Source organism: Actinoallomurus liliacearum (genome assembly GCF_039542035.1).
In the GTDB taxonomy this organism is placed as follows: domain Bacteria; phylum Actinomycetota; class Actinomycetes; order Streptosporangiales; family Streptosporangiaceae; genus Actinoallomurus; species Actinoallomurus liliacearum.
In genome coordinates this window covers 870,824-895,948 of record NZ_BAABHJ010000005.1, presented here as the reverse complement: position 1 = coordinate 895,948, position 25,125 = coordinate 870,824, and the positions used below count along the sequence as shown (strand labels likewise).

Genomic DNA, 25,125 nt, shown 5'->3' with positions numbered 1-25,125 from the left:
GACCGCGTCAGGAGCGGCCACCCGCCTCGGACCGCGCGAGCAGCTTCGCGACCATCTCCCGCAGCTCGACCTGCCCGGCCATCAGCTCCGGAATGACCGCGACCCGTGCTCGGATCTCGCCCAGGTCCGCAGTGTTCGCCTTGACCTGCGCCATGTCCGTCTTCAGCTCGGCCACGTCGCCTTTGAGCTCGGCCACGTCGCCTTTGAGCTCGGCCACGTCGCCCGCGAGCTGGTCGAGCCGCCGCTCGATCCGGGTGTGCGTGGTGTCATGGTCGTCCATGCGCCGCTCCAGGGTCGTGACCCGGGTCTGGATCTCCTCGATGACTCCCATGGTGCTTTACCGCCTCCTCGGCTGGGGGGTTGGAATGAACCGAAGGGCGACCGCTGGCTGCGGTGAGTCTCCTCCAAGCTCCTCGTGTCCGTCTGCACGCCACCCCAGACGGCCTTGACGCGGGGCACGACCACTGCTGGCCGGCAATGGCGCTTGATGAGGCCACTCTGCGAGCAAGAGTTACAGCAGTCACGCTCCGCGTCAACTCGATCACACAGAGAGAGACGGCCTGTGACCCTCGCTCAGATCAGGCCGAGGCCGCGGACGGCGTCGCGCTCCTCCTCCAGCTCGCGCACCGAGGCGTCGATGCGCTCGCGCGAGAAGTCGTCGATCTCCAGGCCCTGGACGATCTCCCACTTGCCGCCCTTGGCCACGACCGGGAAGGACGAGATCAGGCCCTCGGGCACGCCGTACGAGCCGTCGGAGACCACGGCCATGGAGGTCCAGTCACCCTCGGGGGTGCCGTTCACCCAGGTGTAGACGTGGTCGATGGCCGCGCTGGCCGCCGAGGCCGCCGAGGACGCACCGCGCGCCTCGATGATGGCGGCGCCGCGCTTGGCGACCGTCGGGATGAAGGTGTCACGCAGCCAGGCCTCGTCGTTCACGACCTCGGCGGCGTTCCGGCCGGCGACCTCGGCGTGGAAGATGTCGGGGTACTGCGTCGCGGAGTGGTTGCCCCAGATGGCGACCTTCTTGATGTCCGTGACCGGCGCCTGGACCTTCTTCGACAGCTGCGCGATCGCGCGGTTGTGGTCGAGTCGGGTCATCGCGGTGAAGCGGTCGGCCGGGACGTCCGGGGCGTGCGACTTGGCGATCAGCGCGTTGGTGTTGGCCGGGTTACCGACCACGAGCACCCGCACGTCGTCGGCGGCGCCGGCGTTGATCGCCTCGCCCTGCGGCTTGAAGATGCCGCCGTTGGCCTCGAGGAGGTCGCCGCGCTCCATGCCCTTCGTACGCGGGCGGGCGCCGACCAGGAGGGCGACGTTGGTCCCGTCGAACGCCCGCTTGGCGTCGTCGGTGACGTCGATGCCCGCCAGCAGCGGGAAGGCGGCGTCGTCGAGCTCCATCGCGGTGCCCTCGGCGGCCTTGACGGCCTGCGGAATCTCCAGCAGGCGCAGGTGCACGGGTACGTCGGCGCCGAGCAGCTGCCCGGAGGCGATGCGGAAGAGCAGGGCGTAGCCGATCTGACCGGCGGCACCGGTGACGGTCACATTGACGGGAGTGCGAGTCATCGTGGTCTCCAGCTGGTACGAGGCCCGGGTCGAGCGCCGAGCGGAGCTCCGATCGGGTCTCTCGTCGTCGAGATAGTCCAGGCGTCAGGCTATCGCGCGCCCGATTCCGCCCCCGCACCGCCTATCGCGGCCCCCGCGCCAGCAGCCCGGGCACCCCGACTGTGCTTCGCGACCATGTTCTCGAGCCGGTCGGCGATATGAACCCGGTCGTCTTCGCGCAGGTAGCGAGACGGACCCGACGGGGGCGCCACCACAGTGATCGGTGACGCCCCCGCCTGCCTCGCGGACGGAGCCCGTCCGTTACGCCAGCGCATGCCAGTCCGCCGGTTGATCCCGACGATCTGGCACGCCTGCCTGTTACTCAAGCCCTCACCCATGAGCCGCAAGTATTCCTCGCGCTCACGGACAAGCTTCTTACGTCCCTGAGCCCGCCCCCGGTTCTCCCGGATCTCAAAGGCCATCGCATCCCCTCAACAGAGGTGTTGCAACGACCACTAGAACCCAAGGTGTGGCGGGCGGCCTTCGCGGAATGCGGGAGATCAGGCCTGGGCGCGGTCACGCGGCCCCGGTGTGGGCGTCACGCCGGTGAGGCGGCGAGCGTCTCGAGAGCCTGGTTGAGCGTCTGCGACGGGCGCATGACGGCGGCGGCCTTGGCCGGGTCGGGGTTGTAGTAGCCGCCGATGTCGGCCGGGGAGCCCTGAACCGCGAGCAACTCGTCGACGATCTTGCTCTCCTGCGAGGTCAGCGTCTCGGCGAGCGGGACGAATGCCTTGGCCAGGTCGGCGTCGTCGGTCTGCTTGGCCAGCTCCTGCGCCCAGTACAGGGCCAGGTAGAAGTGGCTGCCGCGGTTGTCGATGCCACCCAGGCGGCGGGTCGGGGACTTGTCCTCGTTGAGGAAGGTCTCCGTGGCCCGGTCGAGGGTGTCGGCGAGGACCTGGGCGCGGGCGTTGTCCGTCGTCTGCGCGAGCTGCTCGAAGCTGACCGCGAGCGCGAGGAACTCACCGAGGCTGTCCCAGCGCAGGTAGTTCTCCTTGACGAGCTGCTGCACGTGCTTGGGCGCCGAGCCGCCGGCGCCCGTCTCGAACAGACCGCCGCCGTTGATGAGCGGCACGACCGACAGCATCTTGGCGCTGGTGCCCAGCTCCAGGATCGGGAACAGATCGGTCAGGTAGTCCCGCAGCACGTTGCCGGTGACGGAGATGGCGTTCTCGCCACGGCGGATCCGCTCCAGGGAGAAGGCGGTCGCCTCGACCGGGGACTTGATCTCGATCTGCAGGCCCGCGGTGTCGTGCTCGGGCAGGTACCGCTCGACCTTGGCGATCAGGGAGGCGTCGTGCGCGCGGTCCCGGTCGAGCCAGAACACGGCCGGGTCGCCGGTCGCGCGGGCACGGGTGACGGCGAGCTTGACCCAGTCCTTGATCGCGACATCCTTGGTCTGGCACATGCGGAAGATGTCGCCGGCGCCCACCGTCTGCTCGAGGACGACGTCGCCCGCCTCGTCGAGGACCCGCACCGTACCGGTGACCGGGATCTCGAAGGTCTTGTCGTGGCTGCCGTACTCCTCGGCCTGCTGTGCCATCAGGCCGACGTTCGGAACCGAGCCCATCGCCGACGGGTCGAAGGCGCCGTTGGCCCGGCAGTCGTCGATGACGACCTGGTAGACACCGGCGTAGCTGCTGTCCGGGATGACGGCGAGCGTGTCGTGCTCCTGGCCGTCCGGGCCCCACATGTGGCCGGAGGTGCGGATCATCGCCGGCATCGAGGCGTCGACGATGACGTCGCTGGGGACGTGCAGGTTGGTGATCCCCCGGTCGGAGTCGACCATCGCGAGGTCCGGGCCCGCGGCGAGCTCGGCGTCGAAGGACGCCTTGATCTCCTCGCCGTCGGGCAGCGACTCCAGGCCACGGAAGATCCCACCGAGGCCGTCGTTCGGCGTCAGGCCGGCCCCCGCGAGCGTCTCGCCGTACTTGGCGAAGGTGTTCGGGAAGAAGGCGCGCACCACGTGGCCGAAGATGATCGGGTCGGAGACCTTCATCATCGTGGCCTTCAGGTGCACCGAGAACAGCACGCCCTCGGCCTTGGCGCGCGCGACCTGCGCGGCGAGGAACTCACGCAGCGCCGCGACGCGCATGACGGACGCGTCGACGACCTCGCCCGCCAGGACGGGTACCGACTCGCGCAGGACGGTGGTGGAGCCGTCGTCGCCCACGAGCTCGATCCGCAGCGCGCCCGCCTCGGCGATCACCGCGGACTTCTCGGTGGACCGGAAGTCGTCGGCCGTCATGTGCGCGACGTTCGTCTGCGACTCCGCCGTCCAGGCGCCCATGCGATGCGGGTGGGTCTTGGCGTAGTTCTTGACCGACGCGGGGGCCCGGCGGTCGGAGTTGCCCTGGCGCAGCACCGGGTTCACCGCGCTGCCCTTGATCCGGTCGTACCGGGCTCGGACGTCGCGCTGCTCATCGGTCTTCGGCTCGTCCGGGTAGTCCGGCAGCGCGTAGCCCTGTTCCCGCAGCTCGGCGATCGCGGCCTTCAGCTGGGGGATCGAGGCCGAGATGTTCGGCAGCTTGATGACGTTCGCACCGGGGGTGTCGACCAGCTCGCCCAGTTCGGCGAGCGCGTCCGGAATGCGCTGGTCCTCCGTGAGGTACTCCGGGAAGGCGGCGATGATGCGCCCGGCCAGGGAGATGTCACGGGTCTCCACGGTGACGCCGGCGGTCGAGGCGTATGCCTGGATCACAGGCAGGAACGAATACGTCGCCAGGGCGGGTGCCTCGTCCGTGTGGGTGTAGATGATGGTCGAATCAGTCACCGGGTGCTCCGCTTCACGCTCAACAACATTCGTCAGCAACTCTCATATCGAGACAGACGGGCGGGGTCGGCCGCCCTCAGCAGGTCTCAGTCGATCCCTCACGTTTCCTATCGACCAGACGGGTTTCGCGGAGCCCCAGGTGTTCGGGGGTTGGAATGCGACCCACCCCGGCGCGGGGGAACACCCCGCGACGTCCAGCGACCGCGATGGGGGGAACATTCCGATCAGCATGAGTGACCTGGCGCACATTTTCCAGTATCGCTACGGGCTCCTTACCTGCAGCCTGCATCATCCCACTGCCCATTCGCGGGTCGAGCAAAGAGGTGGGGCTTCCGGGAGGAGGTCAGCGCACGCCGTCGTCGCGCGGACGTCAGCGCACGGCGCCGAGCCGGGCGCACGGTGCCGGCGCCCGCGACTCCGGCAGTTCACTGCCCCTTCGCGACGAATGCGACAAGCGTGACACCGACCGCGGCGACCGTCATGAGCATGACGTCGACCCACCGGCGCCGTACCGCGAGCATCCCGGTCTGGCTCTCCGGGAGGACCAGCCGGGCGAGCGCGCCGATGAACACGGAGGCGGCGATCAGCATGCTGCCCCGCCGGAAGTGGTTGGTCGCGACCACGGCCAGGCCGGCGGCGACGCCGCAGAGGACGAAGATGTACGGCAGTTGCCCGAGCCATCGTGGCACCGCCGGACGGGCCGGTGCGCGCTCCGCACGCCGTGGGGACGGCGGCGTCTTCGGCCCCGGGGCGGGTTGCGCCGCGGCGGGAACGTCCCCCAGGGACGGGTCGTAGGACTCCGGTGGCCCGTACTGCTCCGACATACCCCTATCTTGGCAGCGCCCGCGCGTGACCCGCCCACCTATGGCGCGGACGGTGGGCGCACCGCGTCATCCGGCACGGCCCGTCGTTCATCCGGCGCGCCCGTCGCGCTCGCCCGGCGGCCGTGGGGAGACCGCCGCCGGGCGCTCCCGGGGCCCTTCCCGGAGGGGCGAATGTCCCGTAATCTCCGGTGTACTCGGCCTTACCCACCGGTAGGCGGGTGTGACCATGGCCGGTCCGGGTAACCAGGCAGACAGGGGTCGCTAACTACTGGAGGGACCGCTGTGGAGGGCCCGTACATACGGATCGAAGAAACCGGCACGGTACTGCCACTGCGCTCTGAGGTCATGACCGTCGGGCGAGGTCGAGGGGTGGACATACGACTCGACGATCCCAGCGTGTCCCGGTTGCACGCCGAACTGGTCCGCCGCGGTCCGTACGTCTACGTCGTGGACCTCGGCCTGTCGCGCAACGGCACGCGCGTGAACGGACGGCCGATCGCCCGGCGCGTGCTCGAGGACGGTGACGTGGTCAGCTTCGGCGCCGCGCGCTGCCGGCTCGGCGGCATACCGCGCGAGGACGTCGATCCGGACGTCGAACTGCGCCGTGCCGTCGCTCCGGAGCTCACCCGCCGCGAGATCGACGTGCTGACGTCGCTGTGCCGGCCCGCCCTGTCCGACGAGGCGTTCGTCGCGCCCGCCACGGCCCGGGAGATCGCCACCGACCTCGTGGTGACCGAGGCCGCGGTCAAGCAGCACCTGCTGCGGCTGTACCAGAAGTTCCGCATCCCGGAGGGCGCCAACCGGCGAACCCGGCTGGCCAACGAGGTCATCGCGCTCGGGCTCGTCCGCCCGCTGCCGCCCGTGCAGGTGCCGCCCCAGGGGGGCCGTCCGACGGAGCCGGCCCGTCGCCCCGACGGATCCCGGCCGGGCACGCCGCCGCAGCCCCGTCAGCCGACGGCACCCGGCCAGCCCACCGCCCCGGGGCGGCGCGCGAGCTGACCGGGCCGGCCTTACCGAGCGTGAACCGGCCAAGCCGGCCTTACCGAGACAGCGGCCGACGGCACCGCCGCGTCGACGGCCCACGACAGGCCGTCCGGCGGTGCCCTGGGGCCGTTCGGCTCAGGCGGAGGCCTTCTCCGCGGCCTCGACGACGTTCGCCAGCAGCATGGCGCGGGTCATGGGGCCGACGCCGCCCGGCATGGGCGCGACCCAGCCGGCGACCTCGCGGACGCCGGGGTGGACGTCGCCGACGAGGCCCTCGTCGGTGCGCGTGATCCCGACGTCGAGCACGGCCGCACCGGGTTTGACCATGTCCGCGGTGAGCAGGCCGGGTACGCCGGCGGCCACGACGACGATGTCCGCCTCGCGGGTGTGCGCGGCGAGGTCCTTCGTCCCGGTGTGGCAGGTGGTGACGGTGGCGTTCTCGGAGCGGCGGGTGAGCAGCAGGCCGAGCGCCCGGCCCACCGTGATGCCCCGGCCGATGATGGTGACGTCGGCGCCCCGGAGCGGCACGTCGTACCGGCGCAGCAGCTCGACGATGCCGCGCGGCGTGCACGGCAGCACGCCGGGCTGCATGAGCACCAGGCGCCCGAGGTTGACCGGGTGCAGGCCGTCGGCGTCCTTGGCCGGGTCGATGCGTTCGAGGACCCGCTGCTCGTCCAGGCCCTTCGGCAGGGGCAGCTGGACGATGTAGCCGGTGCAGGTCGGGTCGGCGTTCAGCTCGTCCACGGCCGCCTCGACCTCCGCCTGGGTGGCGGTGGCCGGGAGGTCGCGCCGGATGCTGGCGATCCCCACCTCGGCGCAGTCGCGGTGCTTGCCCGCGACGTACGCCTGGCTGCCCGGGTCGTCGCCCACGAGCACGGTGCCCAGCCCGGGGACGATGCCCTGCTCGCGCAGCGCGTCGACGCGCTGCTTCAATTCCGCGCGGATCGCCGCCGCGGTCGCCTTGCCGTCGAGAATTCGTGCGGTCACCGTTTAATCCTCTCAGGCGGGAAAGGCTGAGGCTCGTTCGACCCGAGGGAGGTTACAGCTCGTCCTGATTCGCCCGCTGACGCCAGGCGACGAGGCGGTCGGTCAGGTGCCAGCTCGCGGATCCCGCGAGAACGGCGGCCAGCACGGCGGCGACGAGGCCGATCAACGGGCGGACCTGGTCGGTGAGCGCCGCGCTGCGGATGATCGCTGCCACGCCGAACTCGAGGAATCCGTTCGCCACGAGGTCTCCCTGGGGGATGCGGTCGCCGGGGCGGAGGCCCCGGCGACCTGCTGGGGTCAGTGGAAGAAGTGGCGGACCCCCGTGAAGTAGAGGGTGACGCCCGCCTTGGCGGCCGCTTCGATCACCTCGTCGTCATGAATCGATCCGCCGGGTTCGACAATAGCCGTGACTCCGGAGTCCGCGAGCACCTGAAGGCCGTCGGGGAAGGGAAAGAAGGCGTCCGAGGCACCCACCGAGCCGGTGGTGCGGTCCCCCGCGCGGGACACCGCGAGGCGGGCGGAGTCGACCCGGTTGACCTGGCCCATTCCGACGCCGACGGTCGCGCCGTCGGCGGCCAGCAGGATGGCGTTCGACTTCACCGAGCGGCAGGCGCGCCAGGCGAACGCCAGGTCGCGGAGGGTCGCCTCGTCGACCGGCTCACCCGTCTTGAGCTGCCAGTTCGCCGGGTCATCGCCGGGGGCGTCGATCCGGTCCCGCGTCTGGGCGAGCAGTCCGCCGTCGATCTGCCGGGTGTCCACCTCGGCGGCCGGGCCCTCCGGGCAGACGAGCAGCCGGAGATTCTTCTTCTTGGCCGTGAGGAGCGTCAGGGCCTCCTCCTCGAAGCCCGGAGCGACGATCACCTCGGTGAAGATGTCGGCGAGCTGACGCGCCATGTCGGCCGATACCGGCCGGTTGGTGGCGATGACGCCGCCGTACGCCGACACCGGGTCGCAGGCGTGCGCCTTGCGGTGCGCCTCGGCGATGTCGGCGCCGATCGCGATGCCGCACGGGTTCGCGTGTTTGATGATCGCGACGCACGGCTCGGTGAAGTCGTACGCGGCGCGGCGGGCCGCGTCGGCATCGACGTAGTTGTTGTAGGACATCTCCTTGCCGTGCAGCTGCTGTGCCCCGGCCAGGCCGCCCTGGTCGTCGGTGTAGAGCGCCGCCTCCTGGTGGGGGTTCTCCCCGTAGCGCAGGACGCTCTTGCGGGTGCGGACCGCGCCGATGACGTCCGGCCAGCGGGTGTCGGAGTCGGGCGCGTACGCGCTCGCGAACCACGACGCCACCGCGACGTCGTACGCGGCGGTGTGGGCGTAGGCCTGCGCCGCGAGCCGCTTGCGCTCCCGCAGCTCGAAGCCGCCGCGGCGCACGGCGTCGAGGACCTGGTCGTACGCGGACGGGTCGACGGCGACGGCCACGGTCTGGTGGTTCTTGGCGGCGGCGCGCACCATCGCCGGGCCGCCGATGTCGATCTGCTCGACGATCTCGTCCGGGGTCGCGCCGGAGGCGACGGTCTCCCGGAACGGGTAGAGGTTGGAGATCAGCAGGTCGAACGGCTCGACGTGCAGGTCCTCCAGCTGCTGGACGTGGTCGGGGTTGCGACGGTCGGCTAGGAGCCCCGCGTGCACCTTCGGGTGCAGGGTCTTGACCCGGCCGTCGAGGCACTCGGGAAAGCCGGTGAGCTTCTCGACCTTCATGACCGGGACGCCCGCCTCGGCGATGCGCGCGGCGGTCGACCCGGTGGAAACGATCTCTACACCGGCCTCGTGCAGGCCCCTGGCGAGGCCTTCGAGACCGGTCTTGTCGTAGACGCTGATCAGCGCCCGCTTGATCGCGATACGGGTCACCCGATCCTCACTCTCCTGTTCTCGATGGTCCATCCCTCGCGGACCAGACGGCCCACGGTGCCGACGAGCAGCGGGCGTTCGACCGCCTTGATCCGCTCGTGCAGCGAGTCCTCGTCATCGTCGTCCAGGACCGGCACGGTCTCCTGGGCGATGATGGGTCCGGTGTCGACGCCGGCATCGACGAAGTGCGCCGTGCAGCCGGACACCTTGACGCCGTATTCCAGCGCCTCGCGCGCCCCGTGGGTGCCGGGGAAGGCGGGCAGCAGCGCGGGGTGCGTGTTGATCACCCGGCCGGCGAACCGGTCGAGGAACCGCTTGCCGAGGATCTTCATGAAGCCCGCGGAGACGACCAGGTCAGGGTCGTACGCGGCGACCGCGTCGGTCAGCGCGGCGTCCCACGCGTCCCGCGTCGGATGGTCCTTCACCCGGACGACGAAGGTCGGCACGCCGGCGCGTTCGGCGCGGCGCAGGCCTTCGATGTCGTCGCGGTCGGCGCCCACGGCAGTGATCTGAGCGCCATAAGCTGGATCGACACACGCGTCGAGCAGCGCTTGTAGGTTGGTCCCCGCACCGGATACGAGGACGACGAGCCGGGCGGACACCGTAACTCCCAGGAACGACTGGTGGGCGGGCCGTACCAGCCTATCGGCCGCCGCTCGGCTCGGCTCAGCCGACACCAGGAGGACCAGTGAGTGACGCGCCAGGCCACGACCAGGCCGGGCCGCAGACGCAGCTCCCCGAACCACCCCGTCCGCCGCTGCCGCCGACCGCACCCGAGCGCGGCGGCCCCCGCGCGCGGCTTCTCGGTATCGCCGGGCTCGTCATGACGTTGCTGTTCCTTCCCGCCGGGGTGGCGCTGTCGCTCTGGGCGGTCGTGGCGGGCCTGCGCTCCCGCAAGCAGGCCCGACGGGTCCTCGCCCCGGCGCCCGGCGCGGTCGCCGGGGTGGTGCTGGGAACGATCAGCCTGGTCCTGGCGCTCTCCCAGATCGGGCTCTACGCGGTGATGTGGGACGAGTTCAACGGCTACGTCACGTGCCGCGAGTCGGCCCTCACGATCGAGGACAAGAAGGCCTGCCAGGACGAGTACCTGCCGCGCATCGAGCGCAAGCTGCACCTGCCGAAGGACTCCCTGCGGAAGCAGCCCCCGGCCTGGCCCTGATCGGCCGGTCAGTCGCGCGGCGGCCGTCTCCGGATCGGTGAGACATCGCCGGGGCCGCCGTCGTCGCGCGACCGCGACGCCGCGCCCCGCGGGCCCGTCCAGTCCCCGATCGGGATGACGCCCTCGGGCAGCGGCTCGTCGACGGAGGCCAGCACCGGGTCCGGCTCCTCGAACTCGAGCTCCTCCGTGTCCGGCTCGTCGTCCGGGGTCTCCTGGGCGGCGGGCCTACGACGCAGCAGCCGCCAGTTGGCGATCCACGCGGCGATCGCCGCCGACACGCCCACCTCCAGCGCGGCCAGCAGCCCGACCTGCCACGCGGACGGCCCCATCACGGCCATCCGGCCGCCGCCGAGCGGACCTCCGGACAGCGCGGCGAGGAAGGCGATCACGCCGCCGGTGACCACACCGGACACGAACCCCCACAGCGGCGCCGCCTCCGTCGCCTCGGTCGGCTGGTACCGGATCGTGAAGACGCCGCCCACGGCGCCGGCGATGAACGGCACCCCCAGCGCGAGCAGCGACACCGCCGGCGCCGGTCCCGGCTCCGGCAGCGCCGCGAACGGCGGGAACGCCGGGATCATGCCGACGAACACCCCGGACGGCGACACACTCGTGCCGGCCCCGACCGCGAACCCGGGCCCCACGGCGTACCCGACCGCCCACAGCGCGGCGTTCGGCAGGTACACCAGCCCGATCAGGGTCAGCAGGATTCCGCCGACGACGCCCGGCTTGAGCACGCCATAGAGGTTCTCGGCCTCGGAGAAGTGGAACAGCAGCGAGGCGAGGAAGATCAGAACGCCGGCGCCGAGCAGGACGGCCGTCGCTCCGGTGACTCCTGCGGCCACCGAACGGGCCCGCCGGGGCAGCAGCCCCAGCATCGCGACCCAGGGCGCGCGGTTCGTCGTCGAGACGAGCGTCCGCGCCGCCCCGAGGCCTCCGGCGAACATCGCCAGCAGGAAGCACAGCAGCAGACCCTGCCACGCCGAGGGCTGGATGGCCGATGAGCGCGCCAGGAGCGCGAGCAGGCCGGACAGCACCGCGTACGGGATGGCCAGCGCGAACGCGGCGTGCGTCACGCCGATCCGGTAGCGGCCCCGCACCCGGCCGGTCCGCGCGATCCACCCGCCGGCGCGGAACAGCAGCATGCCCGGCAGGATCATCAGCCCGAGCGGCAGCAGCCCGACCCGGCCGTGCGGCACCGTGAAACCGGCGTGGTGCGCCACGAGCCAGAACCCGACCGCCGTGCGGAAGACACCGGGCAGGCCGGTGCCGAGCGCGCTGCGCGGCGCGGCGATCCAGCCGATCAGCGTGATCGTGACGAGCACGGTCAGGCCGATGCCCGCCGCCCAGACGGCCGCCACGATGCCGGTGACGGCGAGCGGCCGCGTCACGGTCTCGGCCACAGGGGACGGGTCGGTGTCCTCGAGCTCCGCGTCGTCGTGATCGGTCGTGGTCATGGGGACCATGCTGGCAGCGCCGAACCGGCGATTCCGCACACCCGCCCGGCGTGTCGCCCTTCCCTTACCGAGCGCACCATGCAAGAAGCCCCGCCAGACACCCGACGAAGCTTCCATGGCCACCGCCTTAGGCGTGAGGGCGTGGACGCGAAGACGCCCGGCCGGGGTGGTCCCGGCCGGGCGTCTTCGGAGGCTGCCTCGCGTGGATCAGGCGGACATGATCTCGCGCATGAGGCGGGCGGTCTCGCTCGGGGTCTTGCCGACCCGGACGCCGACCTTCTCCAGGGCCTCCTTCTTGGCCTGGGCGGTGCCGGAGGAGCCGGAGACGATCGCGCCGGCGTGGCCCATCGTCTTGCCCTCGGGGGCGGTGAAACCGGCGACGTACCCGACGACCGGCTTGGTGACGTGCTGCTCGATGTACGCGGCGGCGCGCTCCTCGGCGTCACCGCCGATCTCACCGATCATCACGATCGCGTCGGTCTCGGGGTCGGCCTGGAACGCCTCGAGCGCGTCGATGTGGGTGGTGCCGATGACCGGGTCGCCACCGATGCCGACGCAGGTGGAGAAGCCGATGTCACGCAGCTCGTACATCATCTGGTAGGTCAGCGTGCCCGACTTGCTCACCAGGCCGATGCGGCCCGGGGAGGTGATGTCGGCCGGGATGATGCCGGCGTTGGACTTGCCCGGGGAGGCGATGCCGGGGCAGTTCGGGCCGATGATGCGGGTCTTGCCGCCCTTCTCGACCGCGTGCTTCCAGAACCAGGTGCTGTCGTGCACCGGGATGCCCTCGGTGATCACGACGCACAGCGGGATCTCCGCGTCGATGGCCTCGACGACGGCGTCCTTGGTGAACTTCGGCGGCACGAAGACCACCGACACGTCGGCGCCGGTCTGCTCCATCGCCTCGGCGACGGTGCCGAACACCGGGAGGTTCCGGCCCTCGTGCGTGACGGTCTGCCCGGCCTTGCGGGCGTTGACGCCGCCGACGACGTTCGTGCCGGCGCGCAGCATGCGGGCGGTGTGCTTAGAACCCTCGCCGCCGGTCATCCCCTGGACGATGACCTTGCTGTTCTCGGTCAGCCAGATCGCCATCTCATGCCCCCTGCGCGGCCAGCTCGGCGGCACGGCGCGCCGCTTCGTCCATCGTCTCTACCTGTTGGATGACCGGGATCGCGGCCTCGTTGAGGATGCGCCGGCCCTCTTCGGCGTTGTTGCCGTCGAGCCGGACGACGATCGGCCGGTCGACGGTCTCGCCGCGGTCGCCCAGCAGCTTGACGGCCTGGACGATGCCGTTCGCGACGGCGTCCCCGGAGGTGATGCCGCCGAACACGTTGATGAAGACGCTCTTGACGTCGGGGTCGCCCAGCACGATCTCCATGCCGTTGGCCATGACCTCGGCCGAGGCGCCGCCGCCGATGTCGAGGAAGTTGGCCGGCTTCTGGCCGCCGAACTCCTCACCGGCGTACGCGACGACGTCGAGCGTGGACATGACCAGGCCCGCGCCGTTGCCAATGATGCCGACGGAGCCGTCGAGCTTGACGTAGTTGAGGTCCTTCTCCTTGGCCTTGGCCTCGAGCGGGTCGGCCGCGGCCTTGTCCTCGAGGGCCTCGTGCTCGGCCTGGCGGAAGGTGGCGTTGTCGTCGAGGGTGACCTTGCCGTCCAGCGCCACGACCCGGCCGTCCTGCGTGAGGATCAGCGGGTTGACCTCGACGAGGAGCGCGTCCTCGTCGACGAAGACGGCCCAGAGCCGCTCGATGAGCTCGGCCGCGCCGTCCAGGGCCTCGGCCGGCAGCCGGCCGGCGGTCGCGATCTCCTTGGCCTTGGCCCGGTCGACGCCGGCCAGGGCCGAGATCGGCACCTTGGCCACCGCGTCCGGCTTGGTCGCGGCGACCTCCTCGATCTCCATGCCGCCCTCGACCGAGCAGATGGACAGGAACGTCCGGTTCGCGCGGTCGAGGAGGAACGAGAAGTAGTACTCCTGGGCGATGGCGCTGGCCTCTTCGACGAGGACCTTGTGGACCGTGTGGCCCTTGATGTCCATGCCGAGGATCTGCCGCGCCTTCTCCTCGGCGTCGGCGGGTGAGTCGGCGACCTTCACGCCACCGGCCTTGCCCCGGCCGCCGGTCTTCACCTGCGCCTTGACGACGACGCGCGAGGTGCCGGCCGCGGCGAACTCGTCGGCGATCGCGCGGGCCTCCTCCGGCGTCTTGGCGATCTTGCCGGTGGGGACCGGGACGCCGTACTCCGCGAAGAGCTCCTTCGCCTGATGTTCGAACAGGTCCACGGGGGTCCGTCCTTAACGGGATCGACAGATAACGACCGCGTCCAGCGGTCCGCTCCGACCAGGCAGCCTAGTCCTTCTACGACACGGCGGGGGCCGGTGGGTCCGCCCGAACGCGTCGCGCGGATGGCGGCCGGGTAAGGAGTCGATGTCGCCAAAGTGCCCTGCACGGTTTGATGTACTGGAACGTCATCGACGGCGGAAGCCGCTGGTAAGGGCAGGAGACGGCACGGGAGGTGCACGAGTGACGCGGAAGACCGCACGAAGCGTTCGCCGTGTCGCCCTGCTGCTCCTCGTGGCCTCGCTCAGCGCCACCTGCGCCGCGGCCCTCCCGCGGCCCGGCGACTCCCCGTGGCGGAGTCCCGGTCTCCTCGGCAACGGCGGCTGGCCGTTCGCGCGGGTCCCGATCGCGCCGGAGGAGGCGGCCGGCGGCTCGTACGCCCCGGACAGCAACGTCCTTCTGCTCCCCGACGGCCGGGCGCGGCTCATCCCGTTCGGCGGCGACGAACCGGTGACCCTCCCCCGCGACGACTCACGGGTGACCGACGCGATCCACTCCGACCAGGCGTGGCTGGCCGCCGGCACGGTTCCCGGCAGCACGCCCGAACAGCGCGAGGCGGCCGGCCGCGCCCTGCTCGACCTGCGCATCCTGACCCTGCCGAACGGCGCCTCGACCGCGTCCTGGTACGGCGCGTGGAACTATGTCTGGCCGCGCGACGCGGCGTTCACGGTCGCGGCGTTCGCGGCGACCGGGCACGGCGGCGACGCCCAGCGGGTGCTGTACTTCCTCGCCCGCGCCCAGGCGCCGACGGGTCTGTGGGCCGCCCGCTACCTGCCCGACGGCACGGCCGTCGCGGACGGCCGGGAAGTGCAGCTCGACAGCCTCGGCTGGGTGCTGTGGGCGACCTGGTTCCTGCGCGCGAAGGACCCCCATGCGGTCGACCTGGACACGCTGTGGCCGATGGTCCGCCGGGCCGCCGACCGGTCCGCGACCGCGCTGCGCGGCGACGGCCTGCCGCCGCCGTCCCCGGACTACTGGGAGCGCAGCCCGGCACGGGAGGAGGCGCCCCAGGCGCCGACGCTCGGCGTCTGCGCGCCCATGCTGGCCGGGCTGCGGGCCGCCGCCACGCTGGCCGCCGACCACGGCGACGCCGCGGCGGCGCAGCGCTGGGACCGGGCCGCCGACCGGCTGGCCACGGCCATCGAGCGGCGCTTCGGGCCGTACGGCTATCCGCGTTCGCCGATCCCCGGCGGGGCCGTGGACGCGTCCGTCACCTTCCTGGCCCCGCCGTTCGCGCCCCCCGCGCCCGGTGTGCTGGCCGCCGTCGCCCGGATCCGGGACCGGCTGCGGCTGCCGAAGGGCGGCGCGGTGCCCGGCGAGAGGTACGGCGCCGGCGCGGCGTGGACCCCGGAGACGGGCCTGTTCGCGCTGGAGGCGGCGGCCATCGGTGACAGGTTCGGGAAGCACGACTGGCTCGACTGGCTGATCGCGCACCGCTCGTCGCTCGGGTCGTTCCCGGAGAAGGTGGACGACGACGGCCGGCAGGCCGGGGTCGCCCCGCTCGGCTGGACGTCCGCCCTGGTCGTGCTGGCCCTCAGCGCCGAACGCTCCCCGCTGCCGGTTCCTCCGGGCTGAGGATCAGTCGTCGCCGCCGACGTTGCCGCGGACCCACTCGGCGATCTCCTGCGTGGTGGCGCCGGGCGTGAAGATCCTCGCGACGCCGAGCTTCTCGAGCTCGGGGATGTCGGCGTCCGGGATGATGCCGCCGACGAAGACCGTGATGTCGAGCGCGTCGCGGTCCTTCAGCAGCTCGACCACCTTGGCGCAGAGCGTCATGTGCGCGCCGGACAGGATGGACAGCCCGATGCCGTCGGCGTCCTCCTGCAGCGCCGCCTCGACGATCTGCTCGGGGGTCTGGTGCAGCCCCGTGTAGATGACCTCCATGCCGGCGTCCCGCAGCGCGCGGGCGACGACCTTCGCGCCGCGATCATGGCCGTCGAGACCGGGCTTGGCGATGACGACGCGGATCGGACCCGCCATTACTGCCTCCTACCGGGGTACGTGGACTGTTCCGCAGATTAGTCGTTACGCGCGGGAACGGCGCCGACCGGCCCCGCGCGCGGCACCGCGGGTCAGGCCGCGGGCTTCGACGGCGCCGTGAACCAGGTGCAGCCCGCGGGCTGCCGGCGGCCGGGGGCGTAGCCCGCGCAGGCGGTCACGACCGCGGTCTTGGCGGGGTTGCCCTGCTGGGCGTACGGCCCGCCGGAGGAGGGGTGGTCGCAGTCGGGCAGGGCCGCCGGGTCGCTGCGCGGCCGCCCCCACGAGGAGGCGTTGTTCTGCCAGCAGTTGCCGTCGCCCTGCTCGTCCCACCAGAAGTCGACGCCGTTCGGCGCGGACGCCCCGAACGGCGTCACGCCCATCAGGTTGCCGACGTAGCGGTTGCCGTGCGAGGTGTCCCGCTGCTTGGCGGGGTCGGTCTCGCCGCGCCGGCTCGCCGGGATCCAGTACTGGGCGATGCCGTAGCGCCAGTTGTCGTAGACGAAGTTGCTCGCGTAGGTGTTCTCGTCGCCGCCCGCCAGGAGCATGCCGGTGCCGACGGGGACCGCGCGCGCCGGGCAGTGCGAGCCGCAGTCGCGGTAGGGGTCGGCGTTGTTGCCGAACACACGGTTCGCCACGAACATCGCGTGGTTCTGCGGCATGCCGACCGCCTGCACGCTGCTGTCGAGCACCGCGCCGGTGGCGTTGCCGGAGAACTCGTTGTCGTGGACGTACACCGAGTCCCCGGCCGTCCCGGAGTAGCCGATCAGATTGCCGTGCGAACGGCAGCCGCGGATCTCCACGGACAGCCGGTCGCCGCGCTGGTCGGAGGCGGAGGCCGTGGCGATGCCCGCGTCGCCGTTGCCGGACGCCTCGCAGTCGGCGATCACGCCGTGGTCGGTGGCGTACGCCGCGAGCCCGTGCTGGCCGTCGTCGCGCGCGACGACCCGGTCGAGGGCGAACCCGTCGGTCTCGACGACGGCCACGCCGTCCTCCTTGAACCCCTCGACCGTGATGCCCCGCAGGTAGAAGCCGTCGGCGTGGTCGGCGCGGACGCCGATCGGCCGGTCCCCCTGGACGACGACCCCGGCGCCGACGCCCTCGATCTGCAGGTCCCCCAGGCCGGAGACGCTGATCAGGTTGCGCAGGTGGGGGCAGGCGCGCTGCTGCTCGTACGTCAGGGTGGCCGCGTCGGCGAGCGCGCGGCAGGCCCCGGACGGCGCGGCCAGGCTCGGCCGCTCGCGGTAGGTGCCGGGAAGGACGTAGATGGTGGTGCCGCGCTGCCGGACGGCGTCGACGGCCGCCTGGATGTCGTGGTAGCCGCACTCGGCGGCCAACTGCTGCGCGAGACCGGTCAGGTGGGCGCCGGGTTTGCAGACCACCAGTCGCTGCGTCGCCGGCGCCGGGCGGTAGGCGGGAATGTGGTAACCGCCGGCCGGTGGCGTCACCGGCCGTCCCGGGGCGGCCACGGCGGGCGACGCGAGAACCGATGACGTGATTACGGTCGTGCTCAGCGCGGACACGACCGCGACGAGGAGACGCCGCGCGAACCGCCCCATTTTCCTCCCAACGGGCCGCAGGTGCTCCCAGGTGCATCATGACGGTCCGCGCGCCACATGTCGACGCCCGCATCCGGCCATATCGGCCGTGCAACCTTTTCGGCCCCTTGGCGTACGCGTACGGGACGTCAGAGCTTTTCGATCGGCGCGTACCGGAGGACGAAGCGCTTCACCCCGTAGTCGCCCTTGAAGTCGACCGTCGCGGCGGCCTTCTCGCCGGCCCCGTCGACCGAGACGACGGTGCCGAGGCCGAACGAGTCGTGGACGACCCGGTCACCGGGGGACAGCGCGGGCACCACGCGGTTGCCCGGGGAGCGCACGCCCGGCCGCTGCGACAGCGACGCCATGGCCGGGGTGGCCTGCGCGCCCTGGCCGCCGCCCTTCCACTCGACGAGCTTGTCGGGGATCTCGCCGAGGAACCGCGACGGCGGGTTGTACGAGGGGGCGCCCCAGGAGCTGCGCATCGTCGCGCGGGAGACGTAGAGCCGCTGCCGGGCGCGGGTGATACCGACGTAGGCGAGCCGCCGCTCCTCCTCCAGCTGCTTGGCGTCGCCGAGCGAGCGCAGGTGCGGGAAGACCCCGTCCTCCATGCCGCTGAGGAACACGACCGGGAACTCCAGGCCCTTGGCCGTGTGCAGGGTCATCAGCGTGACGACGCCCTCCTGGCCGCGGTCGCCCGGCGGCACGACCCCCGCCTCACCGCCGGGGATCTGGTCGGCGTCGGCGACGAGCGCGACCTGCTCCAGGAACTCCACGAGCCGCCCCTCCGCAGCGATCGGCGCCGGCTCGGCCTCCTCCTCGTCGGCCGGGCCGGCCGCCGGCGGGGCCACGCCGGCGGCGAGGCGCTCCTCGAACTCGGCCGCCACGGACTCCAGCTCACGGAGGTTCTCGATGCGGGTCTCGTCCTGCGGGTCGCGGGAGGCCTCCAGCTCCGCGAGGTAGCCGCTCCGGGTCAGGATCGCCTCGATCAGGTCGGTCGGCGTCGCGGTCTCGACCATGTCCTGCAGCTCGTCGAGCAGCGCGACGAAGTCCTTGATCTGGTTCAGCGAGCGGGTGGCGATGCCGGGCGCCTCCTCGGCGCGGCGCAGCGCCTGCCAGAACGAGATCCGCTCGCGGCCGGCGAGGGCCTCCACGCACGCCTCGGCCCGGTCGCCGATCCCCCGCTTGGGAACGTTGAGGATGCGGCGGAGGCTGACGGTGTCCTCGGGGTTGGCGAGCACCCGGAGGTAGGCGAGCAGGTCGCGGATCTCCTTGCGCTCGTAGAACCGGACGCCGCCGACGACCTTGTACGGCAGGCCGACCCGGATGAAGACCTCTTCGAACACTCGCGACTGGGCGTTGGTGCGGTAGAAGACCGCCACGTCACCGGGCGCGACGTCCTCCTCGTCGCTGAGCCGGTCGATCTCCTGGGCGACGAACGCGGCCTCGTCGTGCTCGTTGTCGGCGACGTACCCGCTGACCTTGGGGCCCTCGCCCTGGTCGGACCACAGCCGCTTGGGCTTTCGGTCGGCGTTGCGCTCGATCACCGCGTTGGCCGCCGACAGGATCGTCTGGGTGGACCGGTAGTTCTGCTCGAGCAGGATGACCGCCGCGTCGGGGTAGTCGCGCTCGAACTCCAGGATGTTGCGGATCGTGGCGCCGCGGAAGGCGTAGATCGACTGGTCGGCGTCACCGACCACGCAGAGCTCGGCGGGCGGCACCTGGTCGTCGCCGGACTGCCCGACCAGCTCGCGGACCAGGATGTACTGGGCGTGGTTGGTGTCCTGGTACTCGTCGACGAGGACGTGCCGGAACCGCCGCCGGTAGTGCTCGGCAACGTCGGGGAAGGCCTGCAGCAGGTTGACCGTCGTCATGATCAGGTCGTCGAAGTCCATCGCGCCGGCCTGCCGCAGCCGCGTCTGGTACATCGTGTACGCCTCGGCGAGGGTCTTCTCCATGTGCGTCGAGGCCTGGTCGCGGAAGGTCTCGTAGTCGATCAGCTCGTTCTTGAGGTTGGAGACCTGGGCGGAGAAGCTCCGCGGCGGGTAGCGCTTCGCGTCGAGGTCGAGCTCCCGGCAGACCAGCGCCATCAGCCGCTGCGAGTCGGCCTGGTCGTAGATCGAGAAGCTCGACGGGAAGCCGAGCCGCTTCGCCTCCCGGCGCAGGATGCGCACGCACGCGGAGTGGAACGTCATGACCCACATCGCGCGGGAGCGCGGCCCCACGAGCGCGTCGACGCGCTCCTTCATCTCCCCGGCGGCCTTGTTGGTGAACGTGATCGCGAGGATCTCGCCGGGCTGCGCGCCCCGCTCGGCGAGGAGGTAGGCGATCCGGTGGGTGAGGACCCGGGTCTTGCCCGAGCCCGCGCCCGCGACGATCAGCAGGGGACCGCCCTGGTGGGCGACCGCCGCGCGCTGGGCGGCATTGAGGCCGTCGAGAAGAGGATGGCTTACGAGCGTCGACACTCAATGAAGAGTATTGGGTGTCGGCGACAGCCGCGCGCCGCTCTCAGGTCTTGCGGAAGGCGTACGCCTCGTTCGCGGCGCGGACGACGGCGGTCACGTCGGCACCGCCGGCCGAGGCCGAGGCGGCCGCGACGGCGCCCTCGACGAACGGCGCGTCGGCCAGCACGACCGTCGTCTCCGGATCGCCGGGGCGGCCGGCGCGGGCGTCCTCGAGCTCCTCCAGGTACGTCCGGGCGGTCAGCACGGAAGAGCCGAGGTCGGCGATCAGCACGACACCGGCCCCGCCGTCGGCCTCCCGCACGGCCTGCTCGACGAGGTCGATGCTCGTGCCCAGGCCGCCCTCGCCGTCACCCCCGGCGGGCCGTACGGCGACCTCGCCGACACCCATCTGGGCGGCGAGTTCGGCGGCTCCCTCGGCGAGGGCCCGGCTGTGCGAGATCAGCACGATTCCCACGGTGCTCATGCACCAGATGGTGCCGCATTTCGGGACATCTGATGCATCCCACCTCATCCTGCTGGCGGCCGATCGGGCCCGCGGCCGGTCGGATTCGCGCGAGTTCGACCAGTTCGTCGACCGACGGACCGGTCCCCTCGGCGTTCCGGGCCGACGCGTCGATGACGGCCAGCAGCGTGCGGCGCAGCCGCTGCGCCGCCGCGATCCGCTCCTCGATCTGCTCGAGCTGCCGGCGCAACAGCACCCGCAGCTCGGTCCCCCCGCCGTCCAGAACCTCCGCGATCTCGGCCAGGGACAGCCCGAACCCGCGCAACGCGAGGATCCGGTGCAGCCGGCGGACCTCGGCCGGGCCGTAACACCGCCGCCCGGCCGAATCCCGGGCGGGTGACAGCAGACCGAGCCGGTCGTAGTGGTGGAGCGCTCGTACGGTCAGCCCGCCGGCCCGGGCCAGCTCTCCCACCGAGAGCGTCCGGCCGGCGTCCGCGTCTGGCGTCATGACGGCGACGCTAAGTCCTGACGTCGGGTCAGGCGCAAGCCGCCGGTCACGATTCATCGGCGACGTCGACGCCGTCGGGGAGGAGCGCCCGCCGCCGTCGGCTCATCTCCTCGAGCTCCTCGGGGCTGAGCCGGGACGCCGCCTCGGCGCGCCGCCGCTGTAGCCCGGCGATCTCCTCCGGGCTCAACCGGTCCATCGCCTCCTGCCGCCGCCGGTTCATGTCCTCGAATTCCTCGCGCGTCAGCTTGCGGTCCATCGTCATCATCACCTCGATGAGCTCGACGAGTTCCTCGACCGACGGGCCGGCCCCCTCGTCGTTCCGGGCCGACGCGTCGATGACCGCCAGCAGCGTGCGGCGCAGCCGCTCGGCCGCCGCGATCCGCTCCTCGGTCTGCTCGAGCTGCCGGCGCAGCAGCGCCCGCAGGTCGGTCCCCGCCCCGTCCAGGACCTCCGCGATCTCGGCCAGGGACAGCCCGAACCCGCGCAACGCGAGGATCCGGTGCAGGCGGCGAACCTCCGGGGGGCCGTAACACCGCCGGCCGGCCGAGTCCCGGGCGGGCGACAGCAGACCGAGCCGGTCGTAGTGGTGGAGGGTCCGTACGGTCAGCCCGGTCAGCCGGGCCAGCTCCCCCACCGCCAGCGTCCGGCCGGTGTCCGCGTGTGGCGTCATGAACGGGACGGTAGGTCCTGACGCCACGTCAGGCGCAAGCCGCCGGATCACCCTTCCCCGGCGGCGTCGGCGAGAGCGCGGAACAGCAGGACGGTCGAGGCGGCCCCGGGGTCCAGGTGGCCGACGCTGCGGGGCCCGAGGTAGCTGGCGCGGCCCTTGCGCGCCTGCAGCGGCACGGTGGCCTCGGCGCCCTTCTCCGCCGCGTCCAGGGCGGCCTGAGCGGCGATGGCCGGTCCGTCACCGGCCGCGGCCGCGTACGCGGCGACCGCCGGCGCGAGGGCGTCGACCATCGTCTTGTCCCCCTCGACGGCCTTGCCCAGCTCCTGTACGGCGTCGAGCGCGGCGCGCAGGGCGCCGGCCAGCGCGGCGGCGTCCGCGTCGGCGGCGTCGCCGAGGGCCTTGCCCGCCCGGCGCAGCGCGCCGCCGTACAGCGGTCCGGACGCGCCACCCGTCTTGGACACCAGCGCCCGGCCGGCGGCCATCAGCACCTTGCCGGGCGGCAGGTCCGGCCCGACGGCCTCGACCGCCGCCCGCAGGCCGCGATTCAGGTTGGCGCCGTGGTCGGCGTCCCCGATCGCGGCGTCGAGCCCGGTCAGGCGGTCGGCGTCCGCCGCGACCAGCTCGGCGAAGCGTTCGATCCAGCGACGAGTGTCCATCACCGCCCCCACCGCAGGCCGGGCGTCTCCACCGGCGCGTCCCACAGCTCGGTGAGCCGCGGCGTGAGGCGCAGGACCGAGATCATCACGCCCGCCATCTCCAGGCTGGTCACATAGTTGCCGACGAGCGAGCGCGCGACCGTCACGTTGTGCCCGCCGAGCCAGTCCGCCACGGCGGCGTACGCGCCGTACAGCTCCATGAGCGGGGTGCCGCCCATGCCGTTCACCAGGACGAGGACCTCCGATCCGGACAGCGGCATGTCCTCGTCGATCGCCGACAGCGCCACGTCGACGATCTCCGGGGCGGGGCGCAGCTTCGTACGCTCGCGGCCGGGCTCGCCGTGGATGCCGATGCCGAGCTCCATCTCGTCCGCGCCCAGCTCGAACGTCGGGCGCCCGGCGGCCGGGACGGTGCAGGCGGTGAGCGCGACGCCGAAGGAACGGGTCCGCTCGTTGACCTCGCGGGCCACGGCGGCGACGTCCTGCAGCGACCCGCCGGCCTCGGCCAGCGCGCCGGCGGTCTTCTCGGCGAAGAGGGTCGCGCCGGTGCCCCGCCGCCCTGCGGTGAAGGTACTGTCCTGGACCGCGACGTCGTCGTCGATCACGACGGGCACGACCTCGATGTCCTCGTCCTCGGCCAGCTCGGCGGCCATCTGGAAGTTCAGCACGTCGCCGGTGTAGTTCTTCACGATGTGCACGACCCCGGCCCCGCCGGACGCCGCGGTGGTCGCGGCGAGGATCTGGTCGGGCACCGGTGAGGTGAACACCTCGCCGGGACATGCGGCGTCGAGCATGCCGTACCCGACGAAGCCGCCGTGCAGCGGCTCGTGCCCGGAACCGCCGCCGGAGACGAGCCCGACCTTGCCCGTACGCGGGGCGTCGGCGCGGACGATGACGCGCTGGTCCAGGTCCACCCGCAGGGACGGATGGGCGGCCGCCATGCCACGCAGGGTGTCGAGGACGACGTCGTCGACCTCACCGATCAGTTTCTTCATGGTCTCCGGGATACCTCTGAGGACCCCTCGGGCGCCAGAGTTGTGGCTGATTGATGGGTTAAAGCGGTGGATTTCCTATGATGACCACCGTGATCGACGACGTTCAGCGCGCCCTCGTGGTGATGGCCCATCCCGACGACATCGACTTCTCCTGCGCCGGCACGGTCGCCACCTGGGTGGACGCGGGCATCGAGGTCTCCTACCTCCTCGTCACCGACGGCGACGCGGGCGGCTTCGACGACGACGTTCCGCGCGAGGAGATGGGCCCGCTGCGCCGGGCCGAGCAGACCGCGGCCGCCAAGTGCGTCGGCGTCACCGACCTGCGCTTCCTCGGCTACCCGGACGGGCGCGTCGAGGCGAACCTCGACCTGCGCCGCGACATCGCCAGGGTGATCCGGCAGGTCCGGCCCGACCGGGTCGTCATCCCCAGCCCCGAGCGGAACTACGAGCGCATCTACGCCGGGCACCCGGACCACCGGGCGGTCGGCTCGGCCGCGTTCGACGCCGTCTACCCCGACGCCCGCAACCCGTACGCCTTCCCGGAGCTGCGCGCCGAGGGGCTGGAGGCCTGGACCGCCCGGGAGATCTGGATCACCGGCGGGCCGTCGCTGAACCAGTACGTCGACGTCACCGACGTCTTCGACCGCAAGCTCGCGGCGCTGCGCGCGCACGCCAGCCAGGTCTCCCACCGCGACGACCTGGAGCAGATGCTGCGCACCTGGATGGGCGCGAGCGCCCGTCTCGGCGGCCTGCCCGAAGGCCGCCTGGCCGAGGTCTTCCAGGTCGTCCCGGCCGAGTAACGCTCCCGGCCGTACGACCTCTCCCGAATCACCATCTCCACGAGGAACGGACGACGTGGCACCGAAGATCCTGCTCGACTGCGACACCGGCGTCGACGACGCGATCACCCTGCTCTACCTGGCCAGCCTCGTGAAGGCCGGGGAGGCGGAGCTGGTCGCCGTCGGCACCGTGCACGGCAACGTCGCCCCGGAGGTCGGCGCGCTCAACACCCTCCGGGTCCTCGAACGCGCCGGGCTGCCCGACGTGCCGGTCGCCGTGGGCGCCGTCCGCCCCATGGCCCAGGACGTGGACTACGCGCCCGACTGGCACGGCGCGGACGGCCTGGGCGACACGAACCTGCCCGCCCCGGCGGGCCGCCCGGTCGAGATCTCCGCTCCGGAGCAGATCATCCGGCTCGGCCGGGAACGGCCCGGCGAGCTGACGCTGGTGGCCGTCGGCCCGCTGACCAACCTCGCCATCGCGCTGCTGCTGGAGCCGTCGCTGCCGACGATGTTCCGCGAGGTGGTGGTGATGGGCGGGGCGTTCGACCACCAGGGCAACGTCACCAGCCACGCCGAGGCCAACATCTGGCACGACCCGGAGGCCGCCGAGCTCGTGCTGAGCGCGGGCTGGCCGGTCACGCTGGTCCCGCTCGACGCCACCCACCCGACCGCGCTGGACGGCGTGTGGCTGGACCGGCTCGCCGAGGCGGACTCCGACCTCGCCCGGTTCGCCGCGCGGATCCTGGAGTTCTACACGGCCGCCTACACGGCCTCGCTCGGTACCCGGGGCGTGGTGGTCCACGACGCGCTGGCCGCCATGCTGGCCGTCGACCCGTCCCTCGGCGAGTACGCCGAGCGGCCCGTACGCGTCGAGCTGCGCGGCGAGCGGACCCGCGGCACGACCCTGTGGGACCGCCGCTCGTACGCCGACGAGGGCGACCGCCCGGTCGTCAAGGTCGCCGTCGGCAGCGACGTATCGGCCTTCCAGGAACGCCTGCTCGCCGCCCTGCTGTGAGGAGCGGGCCCGCCCGCTTCCTAGTACCGCGTCAAATAACCTTGTTCGCGTAATCGGCCATTCTTCGGAATTGTCCAACGGCCTGGTTGCCCCGGCGATCAGGG

Annotated in this window: 24 protein-coding genes and 1 pseudogene; 5 read left to right on the top strand and 20 right to left on the bottom strand. The window is 72.0% G+C overall.

The features are described from left to right. Nucleotides 1–7: 7 nt before the first annotated feature. The 5 genes and pseudogenes from ABD978_RS12175 to ABD978_RS12155 all read right to left on the bottom strand — a co-directional run bounded on the left by ABD978_RS12175 (nt 8) and on the right by ABD978_RS12155 (nt 5,196). Nucleotides 8–331, bottom strand: a complete 324-nt coding sequence (locus ABD978_RS12175) for a YbgF trimerization domain-containing protein (RefSeq protein WP_345353108.1) — start codon at nt 329–331, stop codon at nt 8–10. A gap of 242 nt (nt 332–573) precedes the next feature. Further along, a complete protein-coding gene (locus tag ABD978_RS12170; RefSeq protein WP_345353106.1) occupies nt 574–1,563 on the bottom strand; it encodes a malate dehydrogenase in 990 nt (329 codons plus the stop codon). A 182-nt stretch (nt 1,564–1,745) separates the two neighbouring features. Continuing rightward, a pseudogene (locus ABD978_RS12165) lies at nt 1,746–2,024 on the bottom strand (helix-turn-helix domain-containing protein); the annotation flags it as partial. Between the two features lie 116 nt (nt 2,025–2,140). Beyond that, entirely contained in the window at nt 2,141–4,372 is a 2,232-nt protein-coding gene (locus tag ABD978_RS12160; RefSeq protein WP_345353102.1) for an NADP-dependent isocitrate dehydrogenase, read from the bottom strand. Nucleotides 4,373–4,797: 425 nt separating this feature from the next. Beyond that, nucleotides 4,798–5,196, bottom strand: a complete 399-nt coding sequence (locus ABD978_RS12155) for a DUF3017 domain-containing protein (RefSeq protein ID WP_345353100.1) — start codon at nt 5,194–5,196, stop codon at nt 4,798–4,800. Nucleotides 5,197–5,565: 369 nt separating this feature from the next. Here ABD978_RS12155 and ABD978_RS12150 point away from each other — a divergent pair, with 369 nt between their 5' ends. Next, nucleotides 5,566–6,195: an FHA domain-containing protein gene (locus tag ABD978_RS12150; protein WP_425550695.1), complete on the top strand. Its 630-nt coding sequence runs from the start codon at nt 5,566–5,568 to the stop codon at nt 6,193–6,195. A 120-nt stretch (nt 6,196–6,315) separates the two neighbouring features. On the opposite strand, the gene ABD978_RS12145 is transcribed toward ABD978_RS12150, so the two are convergent. The 4 genes from ABD978_RS12145 to purN are packed head-to-tail and all read right to left on the bottom strand — an operon-like array spanning nt 6,316 to nt 9,617. Continuing rightward, on the bottom strand, nt 6,316–7,167 hold the full coding sequence (locus tag ABD978_RS12145; RefSeq protein ID WP_345353096.1) for a bifunctional methylenetetrahydrofolate dehydrogenase/methenyltetrahydrofolate cyclohydrolase: 852 nt from the start codon (nt 7,165–7,167) through the stop codon (nt 6,316–6,318). Nucleotides 7,168–7,219: 52 nt separating this feature from the next. After that, nucleotides 7,220–7,408: a hypothetical protein gene (locus ABD978_RS12140; RefSeq protein WP_345353094.1), complete on the bottom strand. Its 189-nt coding sequence runs from the start codon at nt 7,406–7,408 to the stop codon at nt 7,220–7,222. Between the two features lie 56 nt (nt 7,409–7,464). Next, nucleotides 7,465–9,015, bottom strand: coding sequence for a bifunctional phosphoribosylaminoimidazolecarboxamide formyltransferase/IMP cyclohydrolase (gene purH / locus ABD978_RS12135; protein ID WP_345353092.1), 1,551 nt, complete (start codon nt 9,013–9,015; stop codon nt 7,465–7,467). Further along, complete coding sequence (gene purN, locus ABD978_RS12130) at nt 9,012–9,617, bottom strand: phosphoribosylglycinamide formyltransferase (protein ID WP_345353090.1); 606 nt, start codon at nt 9,615–9,617, stop codon at nt 9,012–9,014. The genes purH and purN overlap by 4 nt, the downstream gene beginning before the upstream one ends. Nucleotides 9,618–9,703: 86 nt before the next feature. Between purN and ABD978_RS12125 the strand changes: the two genes are divergently transcribed. Beyond that, nucleotides 9,704–10,174, top strand: a complete 471-nt coding sequence (locus ABD978_RS12125; protein WP_345353088.1) for a DUF4190 domain-containing protein — start codon at nt 9,704–9,706, stop codon at nt 10,172–10,174. Between the two features lie 8 nt (nt 10,175–10,182). On the opposite strand, the gene ABD978_RS12120 is transcribed toward ABD978_RS12125, so the two are convergent. The 3 genes from ABD978_RS12120 to sucC all read right to left on the bottom strand — a co-directional run bounded on the left by ABD978_RS12120 (nt 10,183) and on the right by sucC (nt 13,915). Next, nucleotides 10,183–11,631: a cell division protein PerM gene (locus ABD978_RS12120; RefSeq protein WP_345353086.1), complete on the bottom strand. Its 1,449-nt coding sequence runs from the start codon at nt 11,629–11,631 to the stop codon at nt 10,183–10,185. 207 nt (nt 11,632–11,838) lie between these two features. Continuing rightward, the gene (sucD, locus tag ABD978_RS12115; protein ID WP_345353084.1) at nt 11,839–12,723 is read right to left on the bottom strand and encodes a succinate--CoA ligase subunit alpha; all 885 of its coding nucleotides are present in this window, start codon (nt 12,721–12,723) and stop codon (nt 11,839–11,841) included. A gap of 1 nt (nt 12,724) precedes the next feature. Then, nucleotides 12,725–13,915, bottom strand: coding sequence for an ADP-forming succinate--CoA ligase subunit beta (gene sucC, locus ABD978_RS12110; protein WP_345353082.1), 1,191 nt, complete (start codon nt 13,913–13,915; stop codon nt 12,725–12,727). 241 nt (nt 13,916–14,156) lie between these two features. Between sucC and ABD978_RS12105 the strand changes: the two genes are divergently transcribed. After that, nucleotides 14,157–15,548, top strand: a complete 1,392-nt coding sequence (locus tag ABD978_RS12105) for a glycoside hydrolase family 15 protein (RefSeq protein ID WP_345353080.1) — start codon at nt 14,157–14,159, stop codon at nt 15,546–15,548. Nucleotides 15,549–15,551: 3 nt separating this feature from the next. Here the strand turns inward: ABD978_RS12105 and icmB are convergent, their stop codons facing one another. The 8 genes from icmB to dhaK form a co-directional block, all read right to left on the bottom strand. Further along, nucleotides 15,552–15,953 carry a coenzyme B12-dependent isobutyryl CoA mutase small subunit gene (icmB, locus tag ABD978_RS12100; protein ID WP_345353078.1) on the bottom strand — a complete coding sequence of 134 codons (402 nt, stop codon included), beginning with the start codon at nt 15,951–15,953 and terminating at the stop codon, nt 15,552–15,554. Between the two features lie 92 nt (nt 15,954–16,045). Beyond that, the gene (locus ABD978_RS12095) at nt 16,046–17,509 is read right to left on the bottom strand and encodes a right-handed parallel beta-helix repeat-containing protein (RefSeq protein WP_345353076.1); all 1,464 of its coding nucleotides are present in this window, start codon (nt 17,507–17,509) and stop codon (nt 16,046–16,048) included. 128 nt (nt 17,510–17,637) lie between these two features. Next, the gene (gene pcrA, locus ABD978_RS12090) at nt 17,638–19,953 is read right to left on the bottom strand and encodes a DNA helicase PcrA (protein WP_345353074.1); all 2,316 of its coding nucleotides are present in this window, start codon (nt 19,951–19,953) and stop codon (nt 17,638–17,640) included. Nucleotides 19,954–19,996: 43 nt separating this feature from the next. Beyond that, nucleotides 19,997–20,416, bottom strand: coding sequence for a dihydroxyacetone kinase phosphoryl donor subunit DhaM (gene dhaM, locus ABD978_RS12085; RefSeq protein ID WP_345353071.1), 420 nt, complete (start codon nt 20,414–20,416; stop codon nt 19,997–19,999). Next, the gene (locus tag ABD978_RS12080; protein ID WP_345353069.1) at nt 20,301–20,903 is read right to left on the bottom strand and encodes a MerR family transcriptional regulator; all 603 of its coding nucleotides are present in this window, start codon (nt 20,901–20,903) and stop codon (nt 20,301–20,303) included. The genes dhaM and ABD978_RS12080 overlap by 116 nt, the downstream gene beginning before the upstream one ends. A gap of 46 nt (nt 20,904–20,949) precedes the next feature. Beyond that, a complete protein-coding gene (locus ABD978_RS12075; RefSeq protein WP_345353067.1) occupies nt 20,950–21,573 on the bottom strand; it encodes a MerR family transcriptional regulator in 624 nt (207 codons plus the stop codon). Nucleotides 21,574–21,620: 47 nt separating this feature from the next. After that, a complete protein-coding gene (dhaL, locus tag ABD978_RS12070; RefSeq protein ID WP_345353065.1) occupies nt 21,621–22,229 on the bottom strand; it encodes a dihydroxyacetone kinase subunit DhaL in 609 nt (202 codons plus the stop codon). Beyond that, entirely contained in the window at nt 22,229–23,224 is a 996-nt protein-coding gene (gene dhaK / locus ABD978_RS12065) for a dihydroxyacetone kinase subunit DhaK (RefSeq protein WP_345353063.1), read from the bottom strand. The genes dhaL and dhaK overlap by 1 nt, the downstream gene beginning before the upstream one ends. Before the next feature lie 80 nt (nt 23,225–23,304). Between dhaK and ABD978_RS12060 the strand changes: the two genes are divergently transcribed. Next, nucleotides 23,305–24,024 carry a PIG-L deacetylase family protein gene (locus ABD978_RS12060; protein ID WP_425550710.1) on the top strand — a complete coding sequence of 240 codons (720 nt, stop codon included), beginning with the start codon at nt 23,305–23,307 and terminating at the stop codon, nt 24,022–24,024. A 55-nt stretch (nt 24,025–24,079) separates the two neighbouring features. Beyond that, on the top strand, nt 24,080–25,021 hold the full coding sequence (locus ABD978_RS12055; protein WP_345353059.1) for a nucleoside hydrolase: 942 nt from the start codon (nt 24,080–24,082) through the stop codon (nt 25,019–25,021). The last annotated feature ends 104 nt before the right edge of the window (nt 25,022–25,125 follow it).

What these genes read in the sequence shown, in the direction of transcription:
- ABD978_RS12175 (WP_345353108.1), bottom strand. Translation starts at nt 331, where the DNA reads ATGGGAGTCATCGAGGAGATCCAGACCCGGGTCACGACCCTGGAGCGG.
- ABD978_RS12170 (WP_345353106.1), bottom strand. Translation starts at nt 1,563, where the DNA reads ATGACTCGCACTCCCGTCAATGTGACCGTCACCGGTGCCGCCGGTCAG.
- ABD978_RS12155 (WP_345353100.1), bottom strand. Translation starts at nt 5,196, where the DNA reads ATGTCGGAGCAGTACGGGCCACCGGAGTCCTACGACCCGTCCCTGGGG.
- ABD978_RS12120 (WP_345353086.1), bottom strand. Translation starts at nt 11,631, where the DNA reads ATGACCACGACCGATCACGACGACGCGGAGCTCGAGGACACCGACCCG.
- sucD (WP_345353084.1), bottom strand. Translation starts at nt 12,723, where the DNA reads ATGGCGATCTGGCTGACCGAGAACAGCAAGGTCATCGTCCAGGGGATG.
- icmB (WP_345353078.1), bottom strand. Translation starts at nt 15,953, where the DNA reads ATGGCGGGTCCGATCCGCGTCGTCATCGCCAAGCCCGGTCTCGACGGC.
- ABD978_RS12095 (WP_345353076.1), bottom strand. Translation starts at nt 17,509, where the DNA reads ATGGGGCGGTTCGCGCGGCGTCTCCTCGTCGCGGTCGTGTCCGCGCTG.
- dhaM (WP_345353071.1), bottom strand. Translation starts at nt 20,416, where the DNA reads ATGAGCACCGTGGGAATCGTGCTGATCTCGCACAGCCGGGCCCTCGCC.
- ABD978_RS12080 (WP_345353069.1), bottom strand. Translation starts at nt 20,903, where the DNA reads ATGACGCCAGACGCGGACGCCGGCCGGACGCTCTCGGTGGGAGAGCTG.
- ABD978_RS12075 (WP_345353067.1), bottom strand. Translation starts at nt 21,573, where the DNA reads ATGACGCCACACGCGGACACCGGCCGGACGCTGGCGGTGGGGGAGCTG.
- dhaL (WP_345353065.1), bottom strand. Translation starts at nt 22,229, where the DNA reads ATGGACACTCGTCGCTGGATCGAACGCTTCGCCGAGCTGGTCGCGGCG.
- dhaK (WP_345353063.1), bottom strand. Translation starts at nt 23,224, where the DNA reads ATGAAGAAACTGATCGGTGAGGTCGACGACGTCGTCCTCGACACCCTG.
- ABD978_RS12060 (WP_425550710.1), top strand. Translation starts at nt 23,305, where the DNA reads ATGACCACCGTGATCGACGACGTTCAGCGCGCCCTCGTGGTGATGGCC.